The sequence below is a fragment of the Pinirhizobacter sp. genome (genome assembly GCF_035317885.1).
Classification (GTDB): domain Bacteria; phylum Pseudomonadota; class Gammaproteobacteria; order Xanthomonadales; family Rhodanobacteraceae; genus Pinirhizobacter.
In genome coordinates, this window is sequence record NZ_DATHFX010000348.1 from 1 (window position 1) to 11,434 (window position 11,434).

Annotated in this window: 11 protein-coding genes; 5 read left to right on the forward strand and 6 right to left on the reverse strand. The window is 66.2% G+C overall.

All coding sequences use genetic code 11. From position 1 onward, the window contains the following. Both VK519_RS11355 and VK519_RS11360 read left to right on the forward strand, forming a co-directional pair. Positions 1 to 881, forward strand: an 881-nt coding sequence (locus VK519_RS11355; RefSeq protein WP_324349874.1) for a S8 family serine peptidase, incomplete at its 5' end; no start/stop codon positions are given. Between the two features lie 71 nt (positions 882 to 952). Continuing rightward, entirely contained in the window at positions 953 to 1,990 is a 1,038-nt protein-coding gene (locus VK519_RS11360) for a S8 family serine peptidase (protein ID WP_324349876.1), read from the forward strand. Positions 1,991 to 2,042: 52 nt separating this feature from the next. Here VK519_RS11360 and VK519_RS11365 read toward each other — a convergent pair whose 3' ends face one another. The 4 genes from VK519_RS11365 to wrbA all read right to left on the reverse strand — a co-directional run bounded on the left by VK519_RS11365 (position 2,043) and on the right by wrbA (position 5,223). After that, positions 2,043 to 2,531: an asparaginase domain-containing protein gene (locus VK519_RS11365; RefSeq protein ID WP_324349877.1), complete on the reverse strand. Its 489-nt coding sequence runs from the start codon at positions 2,529 to 2,531 to the stop codon at positions 2,043 to 2,045. 87 nt (positions 2,532 to 2,618) lie between these two features. After that, positions 2,619 to 4,226 (reverse strand): acyl-CoA dehydrogenase family protein, encoded by a 1,608-nt coding sequence (locus VK519_RS11370; RefSeq protein WP_324349879.1) that lies wholly within the window; start codon positions 4,224 to 4,226, stop codon positions 2,619 to 2,621. Positions 4,227 to 4,273: 47 nt separating this feature from the next. Continuing rightward, on the reverse strand, positions 4,274 to 4,624 hold the full coding sequence (locus tag VK519_RS11375) for a DUF2069 domain-containing protein (RefSeq protein ID WP_324349880.1): 351 nt from the start codon (positions 4,622 to 4,624) through the stop codon (positions 4,274 to 4,276). Next, complete coding sequence (wrbA, locus tag VK519_RS11380) at positions 4,621 to 5,223, reverse strand: NAD(P)H:quinone oxidoreductase (protein ID WP_324349882.1); 603 nt, start codon at positions 5,221 to 5,223, stop codon at positions 4,621 to 4,623. Before wrbA ends, VK519_RS11375 begins: the two co-directional genes overlap by 4 nt. Before the next feature lie 106 nt (positions 5,224 to 5,329). Here wrbA and VK519_RS11385 point away from each other — a divergent pair, with 106 nt between their 5' ends. Together VK519_RS11385 and VK519_RS11390 are read left to right on the forward strand one after the other, a co-directional pair. Next, on the forward strand, positions 5,330 to 6,616 hold the full coding sequence (locus VK519_RS11385) for a YihY family inner membrane protein (RefSeq protein WP_324349884.1): 1,287 nt from the start codon (positions 5,330 to 5,332) through the stop codon (positions 6,614 to 6,616). Then, on the forward strand, positions 6,613 to 7,086 hold the full coding sequence (locus VK519_RS11390) for a TlpA family protein disulfide reductase (RefSeq protein WP_324349886.1): 474 nt from the start codon (positions 6,613 to 6,615) through the stop codon (positions 7,084 to 7,086). The genes VK519_RS11385 and VK519_RS11390 overlap by 4 nt, the downstream gene beginning before the upstream one ends. Here VK519_RS11390 and prfA read toward each other — a convergent pair. After that, positions 7,083 to 8,162, reverse strand: coding sequence for a peptide chain release factor 1 (gene prfA / locus VK519_RS11395; RefSeq protein WP_324349888.1), 1,080 nt, complete (start codon positions 8,160 to 8,162; stop codon positions 7,083 to 7,085). The genes VK519_RS11390 and prfA overlap by 4 nt on opposite strands. A gap of 31 nt (positions 8,163 to 8,193) precedes the next feature. Continuing rightward, positions 8,194 to 9,465 carry a glutamyl-tRNA reductase gene (gene hemA, locus VK519_RS11400; protein ID WP_324349890.1) on the reverse strand — a complete coding sequence of 424 codons (1,272 nt, stop codon included), beginning with the start codon at positions 9,463 to 9,465 and terminating at the stop codon, positions 8,194 to 8,196. A gap of 265 nt (positions 9,466 to 9,730) precedes the next feature. On the opposite strand from hemA, the gene VK519_RS11405 reads away from it, so the two are divergent. Next, the gene (locus VK519_RS11405; RefSeq protein ID WP_324349892.1) at positions 9,731 to 11,323 is read left to right on the forward strand and encodes a tetratricopeptide repeat protein; all 1,593 of its coding nucleotides are present in this window, start codon (positions 9,731 to 9,733) and stop codon (positions 11,321 to 11,323) included. Positions 11,324 to 11,434 lie beyond the last annotated feature (111 nt).

Below are 11,434 nucleotides of genomic sequence, written 5' to 3' on the forward strand. Positions count from 1 at the left end.
TCACCGCTCACCCGGATCTCGCCGGCCGTGTCCTGCCGGGATACGACTTCATCACCTCGCCGCGTCGCGCACGCGATGGTGACGGCCGCGATGCGGACGCGCGCGACGAAGGGCTCGAGTACTGTGACGGCGGCGTGCCCAACTGGCACGGCACGCAGGTCGCGGGCCTTGTCGCCGCCCGCGGCGGCAACGACAAAAGCCCGATCGGCGCGGCCCCTGAAACGCGCATCCTGCCCCTGCGTGTCCTTGGCCCCGACGGTGGCGAAACGGTGGATATCGGCGAGGCGATCATCTGGGCAGCGGGTGGCCATGTGGACGGCGTCCCTGATAACCCGACACCGGCACAGGTGATCAACCTGAGCCTGAGCGGCAACTGGCCTTGCGATACGTTTTCCGCTGAAGCCATCCGTATCGCCAGGCGGCTGGGGGCGATCATCGTGGCGGCGGCGGGCAACGGTTACACCGATGCATCCACGAGCTCACCCGCCAGTTGTCCTGGCGTGCTGACGGTTGCCGCGACCACCCGATTCGGCGCGCGCGCTCCGTACTCGAACTTTGGCCCGGTTGTGCGGCTTGCGGCCCCGGGAGGAAACACATCGCCCGTCCTCACCGATGGCATCTGGACCACCACCAATAAAGGGTGCAGCACGCCTGAAGACCCGACCCATACGTGGTTCGACGGCACCTCTGCTGCCGCTGCCCATGTTTCGGGCACGGCAGCCCTGGTACGCGCGGCCAACCCGGCGTTAGGACCGCGCGATGTCCACGACATCATCATCGATACCACACGTCCGTTGCCTGTTGCGTGCCCCCAGGGCTGCGGCAGCGGCTTGCTGGACGCCACCTCGGCCGTACACTCAGCCATCGGCTTAAAGGAATGAACCGAATGAATTTTTCCAAAGTACGCCCGCTCGCATCACTGGGGGTCGCTATCACGGCTTCCTTAGCGTCGTTGGCTTCCGCTGCACAGGAAAGGCCCGATCCGCTTGCTGGCGATCAGTGGAACCTGCACGACGCCGTGGTGGGCGCGCGCGTTGCCGATGCATGGCGGATCACGCGGGGGGAAGGGACCGTCATTGCCATCGTTGGCAACGGGATAACGCCGCATGAAGACCTCGATGCACAGGTTCTTCCGGGTTTCGACTTCATCAGTGACCCCGACGTTTCCCGCGACGGCGACGGGCGTGATTCCGACGCGCTGGACGAGGGAAATTGGCGCGAATGGGGCGAATGTGGACTTCCAGGGTCGCAACCATCCACCTGGGATGGCACCCACGTGGCAGGCGTGGCGATAGCGGTGGCGGATAACGGCGTGGGTATCGCCGGAGTCGCCTCACGGGCGAAACTGTTGCCTGTGCGAACGTCATCGTATTGCGGCGGGACCCTCGGCGATGTCGTCGACGGCATCACGTGGGCGACAGGCGGGCGCGTAGCCGGCGTACCGGACAACCCGAACCCCGCGCGCATCGTACAAATACAGACAGGGGCCTATGGCCCATGCCCGGGACTCATGGCCGACGCCATCAACGATGCACGTCGTCGTGGCGCTGTCGTCATTGCCGGCGCGGCGAACGATGCGGATGATGCTGCATTGGCCAACCCGGCCAACTGCCCGGGCGTGATCGTCGTCGCGGCGGCCGACCGCCGCGGGGGCCTGGCCAGCTACTCCAGTTATGGATCGATCGTGTCGCTTTCGGCGCCGGGTGGCAGCTATGACGCCGATGCACGCAACTACGTCATGACCACGTACGACGAAGGAACGACTGTTCCGGTCAGGGGCAACTACCGACGACTTTCGGGTACCGGCGTGGCCGCGGCACATGTCAGTGGTACTGCCGCGCTTCTGCTGTCGGCCAAACCTTCCTTGAGCAGTGACGATGTCACGCGTTTACTCGTTTCCTCCGCGCGTGCGATGCCCGTCGCCTGTCGACGTCCCTGCGGCAGCGGCTTGCTCGACGCGTCCGCGGCGGTGGCCAAGGCGCTGGAGTAAAAGGATGTGGGCGCAAGGGTCCGGCGCACGGCATGGCGGCGGACCCGAATCCTCAGCCGTTCGACTCGAACCGGTTGGCATCGCGATTCTTGCGTACTTTCGTCGGGTCCCAGATACGCCCGTTCATGGCGATGTACACGCCATCGGCGAGTGTCTGCACCGCGCCCACCGCGCAGCCCACGTTGAACACGGCATCGGATCCCTGGAACCGGGCCGGGTTGAGGGCGCCGGTAAGGACGATCACCTTGTCCGGGATGCCGGCAAGCTGGGCGGCGGTCTCGACCATGGTGTCGGTGCCATGCGTCACCAGCACGTGGCGGTGCGGTTGTGCCTCGATGGTGCTGCGCATCAGCGCGCGGTCTTCATCGGTGACGTGCAGGCTGTCCTTGCGCAGGATGGGGATGATGTCAAAGCGGAAACCCACGCCCAACTGGGTAAGGATCTCGCCAATCTGCGGGGCGCCGATTTGATAGTCCGACTTGTCGTCGAAATAGATCTTGTCGATGGTGCCGCCGGTGGTGACGATGGTGAGGTGCTGCATGGGCATGGTTTCCTGGCCAAGGACGCAAGTTTAGCCCGTGCCGGATTTGTTCGCTAAAGGTCCAGTGCCACATGGGGGCACCCCGGCTCAAGGGTTCAGCAGGGCCGCGTCTTCGGCGGGGTCTCCTACCGGAGGGTGCACCAGGCCCAAGGCCAGGAACCGGACCAGTGCGGCGTTTCCGTGGGCGTCGTCGGCGTCCAGTTGACTGGCCAGGGACGCGGCGGCGGCGGCCTGTCCAAGGGTGAAAATCGCGGCGCGAGCCGCGGCTTCCGATCCCACCTCGAGCATGGCCGCCATCGACAGCACAGCCTCGCGCACCGGCGCGCCGGCGTTTGCCCCGGAGCCTTTGCAAAGGGCGGCCAGCGTATCGGCAAGTTCGCCTACGTCCACGCCGCGCAGTGCACGCATGAGATCCAGCGCCAGGACGTTGGTCGTGCCTTCCCAGATGGGATAAACCTGCGCATCACGAAGCAGCTGTGGCAGGCCCGTATCCTCGATGTAACCCGCGCCGCCAAAGCACTCCAGTGCTTCGGAGGCCATGCGCACGGCAAGCTTGCCGGTCCATGCCTTGGCCGCGGGCGTCAGTACCCGCAACAGCACCCGCTCCCGGGCCGAGGACTCTGCGTGCTCCACCTTGCCCAGCAGTTCCGCCACTTTGAAGGCGAGCGCGAATGCCGCCGCGCCCTCGGCCTGCATGGTCGCCAGCGTGCGTGCGTGCAGGGGTTGGTCAATCAGCGGCCGTCCGAATGCCTGGCGACGCCGTGCGTAGTTCAGTGCCAGTGCATTGGCGCGCGCGATGGTCGCCACCGCGCAGACGGCGTTCCAGGTGCGCGTGACATTGAGCATCGGCGCCACCAGCTTCACGCCGTGGTCGAGGCCGCCCACCGGGTGGGCGATTATGCCGTCCAGCTCCACCTCGGCGGTCGGCAGTTCTCGCGTACCGAGCTTGTCCTTCAGGCGGTTGATGATAAGCCCCTGCCAGCGACCTTCCGCATCGCGGGTCTCGACGTAGAACAGGGCCAGGGCGGATGTGCCAGCGGAGGCGCCTTCGGGTCGGGCCAGCGCCAGCGCGGCCTCGCCCACGACCGCGGAGCTGAACCATTTGCGGCCATGAAGCCGCCATGCACCGTCGCTGTCTTGCCGTGCCGCTGTTTCGGTGCGGCCTACATCCGAACCGCCCGGGGTTTCGGTCATCCACTGTCCGGAAAGCCAGAAGTTGTCGGCGTCGCGGCTCAGGAAGCGGCCCACCGCGCGGTCGATCAGCGCCTGGTTGCCCGACGCCTTCAAGGCCGTGGCCGCGCCATCGGTCATCGCCAGCGGGCACGTGTAGAACTCGCTGGCCACGTGGTAGAGGTACACGCGTGCGAACTGCCCGACACGAGCCAGCGCATCGGCTTCATGGCCGGCGGCAAGCACGCCATATCGCGTGGCGATACCGGGACCTGCCTTCCAGGCCGGGGTCAGTTCGATACGGTCCACGCGTGAGCCCCAGGCATCGAACGCCGTCAATATCGGCTCAGAGCGCGACGATTCCCGCGCCATGGCATAGGCCTGCATGGCATGGGTTGCCAAGGCCCGCAGGTCCGGCAACATGGCGTCGCGAAAGGCCGCAGGCAGGCGGCGCAGCAATCGCTGCAGGTTCGGATCGTCCAGCAACGGATCGGGCAGGGTGGGGGCGTCCTGGCGAAACGTCATGCGTACAGCCTCCCATCGGCTAGGAAGGCCAGTATAGGCACCGCCCGTTATCCCGGCGTGGGTGTTTTCGGCCGGCGCACGCCTGCGCCAAGCGTGCCGATCAGGAGCAATGTCAGGCCGATTTCCAGCAACGCCGGCACGCGTTCGGCAGGTGACGACCATGCTTCGGCGATGCCATGGCAGAAGTAGAACAGGCTGAGGATGCCCACCCACAGCAGGGCACGGCGCTTATCCGGTAACGAGAACACCGGCAGCAGCAGGGGCACGACCGTGATCCCCAGAATTAACAACATCGATACCTGGGTTGGAGGAAACATGACGCCGTGCCACGCCAACTGCAGCAGTACGAGCGCACCCCAGGCCACCAAACCCGTCACCTGCTCGCGGGGCGTGCTCATGGCGTTCCGGCCAGGCGTCGCGCCACGTCTGCAAGTCGCCGTCCCAGCGCTCGGGCCAAGTCACGTTCATGCTCGGAGATGGCGTTGTCGCCTCCGGCACCGGAGACATGGCTGGCGCCGTAAGGCGTGCCGCCGGAGAGCGTACTGGTGAGGGCCGATTCCGTGTACGGCAGTCCGACCAGCAGCATGCCGTGGTGCAGGAGCGGCAGCGCCATCGACAGCAAGGTCGATTCCTGGCCGCCATGCATGGTGCTGGTGGACGTGAACACAGCCGCCGGTTTGCCGGCCAGGGCTCCGGAGGCCCAGTGCGCGCCGGTGGAGTCGATGAAGTGCTTCAGGGGTGCTGCCATGTTGCCGAAGCGGGTGGGGCTGCCCATGGCCAGGCCTGCGCATTGGGCAAGGTCGTCCAGAGATACGTACGGCGCACCTTCCTCAGGCTCCGGCGGTTGGGCAAGCGCGGTGACCGGTGCCACCGGCGGCACCTGGCGCAGGCGCGCCTGCATCCCGGGGATTTCCTCCACGCCGCGCGCCACCAGGCGCGCCAACTGGGCGGTATGGCCATTTCGGCTGTAGTACAGGACAAGAATGTCGGCGGGCATGGGCGGACCTTGGGACAGGCGATACATGGTGCAAACTGCGGTAGTCTGGCAGATGTAGCGCCCAGGTTGTCATGGGCGCGGCATTGCGTGCCCGATGGAATAACGGATGCTCCCGCGCTACAACCGCGACCGCATATTCAGCTTCGCCCGGTTCACCTGGTTGCGCTTCGTCGATGACAAGTGCTTCGAGACGGCCGGCGCCCTGTCGTACACCACGCTGGTGTCGCTGGTGCCGCTTACCGTCGCCGTGTTCGCCATCCTGTCGGCCTTCCCGGTATTCGCGCCCTGGCGCCAGGCCATCAGCGACTTCGTCTTCCATAACTTCGTGCCCGAAGCCGGGTTCAAGGTGCAGGAATACATGCTGGCCTTCGCCGACAAGGCGAGCCAGCTCACCGGCATCAGCGTGCTGGTGATGCTGTTCAGCGCCGTGACCATGATGATCAGCATCGAGGACCGGCTGAACCGCATCTGGCGCGTGCACAAGTCGCGGGGCTGGGGTGCCCGCCTGCTCCTGTATTGGGCGGCACTCACGCTCGGTCCGATCCTGGTCGTGGGCGGCCTTATCGTCACGTCCTTTATGTCGGCGTTGCCGCTGGTATCGGAGGCGGCGCAAACACTGGGCCTACGCCAGCTGCTGTTCCGCACGCTGCCGTTTTTCATCACGGGGCTCACGCTCTGGCTGATGTACACGATGATTCCCAACCGCCGCGTGCGCTTCCGGCACACGGCCATCGGTGCATTGATCGGCGCGGTGTGTTTCGAGATCGCCCGCTGGGGGTTCACCCTGTTCGTGCGCAATGCGCACACGTATGACGAGATCTACGGCACGCTGGCGGCGATACCGATCTTCCTGCTGTGGATTTACCTGTCCTGGATCATCGTGATCCTCGGTGCGTCGATCGCGGCGTCGATCTCGGCGTTCGAGTACCACGCGCCATCCTCGATGCTGCCGGAGGGTGCGGAATTCCTTGGACTGCTGGTGGTGCTACGGCACTTCATCGACGCGCAGCGCTGCGGTGAAAGCATCGACCCGGGCGCCGTGCGCGATGCCGAGCCCTACCTGCAAACGCACGCTGTCATCCGGTATTTCGACGACCTTGCCCGCGCCGACATGGTTCAGCGCGGCGAGGGCGGCGGCTGGATGCTCACCCGCAGCCTGGACAGCACCGAACTGTTGCGCGTATATCGCTGCACCCACTACCGCCTGCCGCTGCGGCCGCGCGAACAGGCGGCGGCGCTGCGCATCGACCTGCCGCCACGCCTGCTGGCCATGCTCGACGCCCTGGCCGAGGCACTGGACGCCACCCTGGGCGCACGCCTTGATACCGTGTATCCGGCACCCGACATCAATCCCATGCCCGAACCCACCGTCCCCACGGAGAAAGCTTCATGAAGTTGCCGTACCTTGCCGCCGGCATTGCCCTGCTCGCGGCCGTCGCCCCCGCCTTTGCCGCCATGCCGGAAAAACCCACCCTGCAGGTGAAGACCCTCGACGGCAAGCCGTTCGACCTGGCCCAGCACCGCGGCACGTGGGTGATCGTGAATTACTGGGCCACCTGGTGCGCCCCATGCATCAAGGAAATGCCCGAGATTTCCGATTTCGTGAAGACGCACAAGAATGTCCAGGCCATTGGCCTGGCCTTCGAAGACACCGACAAGGCCGAGGTGGCGGCGTTCGTGCAGAAGCACCCGGTGTCCTATCCGATCGCCCAGGTCGATGTGACCGACCCGCCGAAGGATTTCGACCCACCCAAGGGCCTGCCCACCACATACCTGATCAAACCCGACGGAACGCTTGCGCCGCCGATCGTCGGTGGCGTGGACAAGGTAAAGCTGGGGAAGGTGATTCCCGATAGTCCTTAGGCTGCCGTCAGCGACTGCAATTCGTCGGCCTGGTGTTCGCGGGTGAGCGTATCGACCAATTCATCCATGTCGCCGGCAAGCGTCTCGGGCAGGCGGTAGATCGTGAGGTTGATGCGGTGGTCGGTGATGCGGCCCTGCGGATAGTTGTAGGTGCGGATACGCTGGCTGCGGTCACCGCTACCCACCTGCAACCGCCGTGACTCGGCCTGGGCGGCGCTCTGCTTGCTGCGCTCCTCGTCGAGGAGGCGCGCCTTGAGCAGGCTCATCGCGCGGGCGCGGTTCTTGTGCTGGCTGCGCTCATCCTGGCATTCGACCACGGTACCGGTGGGCAAGTGGGTGATGCGGATGGCCGAGTCAGTCTTGTTGACGTGCTGACCGCCGGCGCCGGAGGCGCGGAAGGTATCGACCTTCAGATCGGCGTCGCGGATCTCGATGTCGTTGATCTCGTCGATCTCTGGAAGGATCGCCACGGTCGCGGCCGACGTATGGATACGACCTTGCGATTCGGTCTCCGGGACGCGTTGCACGCGGTGCGTGCCCGATTCGAACTTCAGCCGTGAATAAGCCCCGCGGCCTTCCACGCGGGCCACCACTTCCTTGAAGCCGCCGTGCTCGCCTTCGCTGGCGGAGAGGATCTCCACCGTCCAGCGCTGGCGTTCGGCATAGCGGGTGTACATGCGGAAGAGGTCGCCGGCGAAGATCGCCGCCTCGTCGCCACCGGTACCTGCGCGGACTTCCAGGAACAGGTTGCCCTCGTCGCGCGGATCCTTGGGCAGCAACAGCACCTGCAGCTGGGCATCCAGTTCCGCCAGTCGCGTCTGAAGCCGGCCGATGTCCTCGACGGCCATGTCGCGGAAATCGGGATCGTCGAGCATGCCGCGGGTCTGGGCCAGTTCCTTCTCCGCCGCGTCGTGCGCGACAAGCGAGGCGGCCACCGGTTCCAACTGGGCATATTCGCGCGACAGTTCGCGAAAGCGCGCGTTGTCGGCCATGACGTCGGGCTGCGACAGCAGCATGCCCACCTCTTCATGGCGTTCGGCGAGGGCTTCGAGCTTGCGGCGGATCGAGGGTGTCATGCGGGGCGGTCGAAAGACGTACAGCCATCCATCATGCGGAAGGTGCCTCGTCCGCGTCCAGTCCGTAGAGGCGCCCGGCGGCATGCAGGAGGTCGAGATCGCCCGCAAGCGCCGCATCGCGCAGGCGCGCGCTGGGCGCGTGCAGCAATTTGTTGGTGAGCGTATTGGCCAGGTATGCCAGGGCTTCCTCGGGCGACTTGCCGTTGCGCAGCATGGCCTGGGCGCGCAGCAGGACTTCGTCGCGATGGGCCTCGGCCGCGCTTCGCATGTCCAGCGCCGGGTTGCGCACGCTTAGCGCCCGGCGCCACGACATGTAGCGCTGCACCTGCAGTTCGATGATGGCTTCGGCGTCGAGCGCTGCGCTGGCGCGCGACTTGCGGTTCTCGTCTATCACCTGGCGCAGGTCGTCGATACCGTAAAGGTAAACATCGTCCAGCGTGGCGACGCCAGGGTCGATGTCGCGCGGTACGGCGATGTCCACCATGAACATCGGCCGGCGGCGGCGCTGGCCGATGGCGGCGGCCACCATGTCCCGCGTGACCACCGGCTGGCGCGAGGCGGTGGAGGTGATCACGATGTCAGCTTCGGCCAGGTGCCGGGGCAGGTCGTGCAGGGCAATGGCATAGCCGCTGTGTTGGCTGGCCAGCGCCTGGGCGTTCTCGAGCGTGCGGTTGGCCACCAACAGGCGGCGCACTTTCTTGTCCGCCAGGTGGCGGGCGGCCAGTTCAATGGTCTCGCCGGCACCGATCAACAGGACGCACGCCTGGCGCAGGTCCGTGAACACCTGTTCGGCAAGGCGTACCGCGGTATACGCCACCGACACCGTATGCGCGCCGATGCGCGTATCGGTGCGCACGCGCTTGGCCACGGCGAAAGTGTGTTGCAGCAGGCGGTCCATGGGGGCCCGCAGGGACTGGGCCTCCCGAGCCACCTGGTAGGCATCCTTCACCTGGCCAAGGATCTGGGGTTCGCCCAGCACCATGGAATCGAGCCCGGTCGCCACGCGGAACATGTGGCGTACGGCTTCGTCCTCCAGATGCGTGTAAAGGAACTCATCGAGCCGTTGCGGGGTCATACGTTGCTGGTGCGACAGCCACGATTGCGGTACGTGCTCGGCGCCTGGTGCCACGGAGCAATAAAGCTCCGTGCGGTTGCAGGTGGACAGGATCATCGCCTCTTCCACGCCGGGTTGGCGCTTGAGGTCGTCCAGGGCTTGCAAGGCCAGCGCGCCATCGAACGCCACCTGCTCGCGCAAGGCCACCGGCGCGGTGAGGTGGTTGAGCCCGAGAGCGATCAGCGGCATGGCGTGGCGGTTGCGTCCGTAGGAAGCGTGGCGTGTTGCAAGGCGTAGGCTAAGCTGTGCCCGCGGGCGGCGAAACCGGCCCCCGGTAACGAGAACCGACGGCAACTGGAGAGCAATTGTGGGGAGCGGCACGGCCAGATTCAAGCAACTGCGGCATCTTGTTATCGCCGCCAGTGGTGTTTTGCTCCTCGTTGGGTGCGCAAATACAGCCACCCGGTTGCCTTCGTCCAGGCCCGCGCCGCCGCAGCCGCTGGACCACCTGGCCGTGGCCACCCTGCCACCGGAGCGGGACGTCATGGCGCAGTTGCTGGAAGGCGATTTTGCCCTCTCCCGCACCGACCTGCCGGCCGCCTCCGCCGCTTATGGCCGGGCAGCAGAGCTTTCCAATAACCCGGCGGTGGCCGAGCGAGCCGCCCAGCTGGCGCTGGCCACCCACGATCCCGCCGCCGGTGACCGGGCCCTGGCCCGCTGGCAGCAGCTTGGCGCCAAGCCGGCCCAGTTGGCGGCCATGCGGGCAGATTTGGCCCTTGACCGCGGCCAGGCTGACGAGGCTCGCAAGCAGCTGCAGCTCTTGGTGGACACCCATGATCCCGATGCATGGCGCGATTTCGGCCGGGTTCTGGTGAACGCACGCGACACCGCCCAGGCCGCGCGCATGCTTGAGGCCGTCGCCACGCCCGAGCGCCTGCCGAACGATTCAGAAGCCTGGCTGGCGATGAGCGAGCTGGGTGACCGACTTGGCCGCCACGACTATGCGCAGAAGATCGCCGACGCCGCGCTTGCGAAGTTCCACGATGCCCGCAGCTACGCCTGGGCCGGCCAGATGCGCTTCAAGGCAGGCGACAAGGCTGGCGCCAAGGCCTATTTCGGCAAGGCACTGGCCAAGAGTCCGAAGGATGTCCACCTGCGCCTGGCCTATGCCACGCTGCTCGGGCAGTCCGGTGAAGAGGCAGCCGCCACCAAACTGCTCAAGGACGGCCCGCAAAGCCCGGAAACCTTCGCCATCCGTACGGCCATTGCCGCCAAACGCAACGACCGCGCGGAACTGGCCCTGATCTACGCCCAGATCAAGCGCGCCCCGGATGAAACCAAGGCCAATACCGCCTACCTGGCCGGTCAGCTGGCCGAACTCCTGGGCAAGCCGGACGAAGCCCTGGACTGGTACGACCAGGTTGCCGACGGCGATACGCATGCCTTCGATGCCGATGCCCGCTCCGCCGTGGTGCTGTTGCAGCAGGGTCGATCCGAAGAAGCCCATGCGGCCGCCCAGCAAATGCAGATGGACTACGCCGACCAACCCGAGCAACTTCGCCGTGCGATCGTGGTCGACGCCGAGCTCTACATGCGCGAGCGCCGCTTCACCGACGCCGCCGATGCCTACGGCCGCGCGCTGCGCGTGACCCCGGATGATCCGGAACTGGTGTATTCGCGCGGCTTGGCTTACGCCGAGGCCGGCAAGGTGGACTCCGCGGTGGCAGATCTTCGCCATGTCCTGGACCTCAAGCCCGGCGACGTGGACGCCAGCAATGCGCTCGGTTACACGCTGGCTGATGCCAACCGCGATCTGGCCGAGGCCGAGCAGCTGGTGAAGACCGCACGAGACGCCCATCCCGACGACCCGGCCATCGCCGATTCGTGGGGTTGGGTGCAGTACCGCCTCGGCCACCTTGACGCCGCCGTCCAGACCCTGCGTGGCTCGTGGGCTGCCCGGAAAGACGGCGACGTCGGCGCGCACCTGGGCGAGGTGCTTTGGAAGCTGGGCAACAAGGACGAAGCCCGCCGTGTCTTCGACCAGGTACGCAAGCTCGACCCGAAGAACACCGCGCTGATCGACGCTGAAAAAAGGCTCCATCCGTGAGGTTGGGTTTGATCGCCCTGGCCGGCATGCTTCTGCTGGCCGGCTGCGCCACCACGCGCCCGGTGCGGATGGTGGGCGACCCGGCCACGGTAGCCGCCCAGGAAACCCGCG

Bases quoted from the DNA above. Each gene is read 5' to 3' on its own strand.
- VK519_RS11365 (WP_324349877.1), bottom strand. From the start codon at position 2,531: ATGCAGCACCTCACCATCGTCACCACCGGCGGCACCATCGACAAGATC.
- VK519_RS11370 (WP_324349879.1), bottom strand. From the start codon at position 4,226: ATGACGTTTCGCCAGGACGCCCCCACCCTGCCCGATCCGTTGCTGGAC.
- VK519_RS11375 (WP_324349880.1), bottom strand. From the start codon at position 4,624: ATGAGCACGCCCCGCGAGCAGGTGACGGGTTTGGTGGCCTGGGGTGCG.
- wrbA (WP_324349882.1), bottom strand. From the start codon at position 5,223: ATGCCCGCCGACATTCTTGTCCTGTACTACAGCCGAAATGGCCATACC.
- VK519_RS11385 (WP_324349884.1), top strand. From the start codon at position 5,330: ATGCTCCCGCGCTACAACCGCGACCGCATATTCAGCTTCGCCCGGTTC.
- VK519_RS11390 (WP_324349886.1), top strand. From the start codon at position 6,613: ATGAAGTTGCCGTACCTTGCCGCCGGCATTGCCCTGCTCGCGGCCGTC.
- prfA (WP_324349888.1), bottom strand. From the start codon at position 8,162: ATGACACCCTCGATCCGCCGCAAGCTCGAAGCCCTCGCCGAACGCCAT.
- hemA (WP_324349890.1), bottom strand. From the start codon at position 9,465: ATGCCGCTGATCGCTCTCGGGCTCAACCACCTCACCGCGCCGGTGGCC.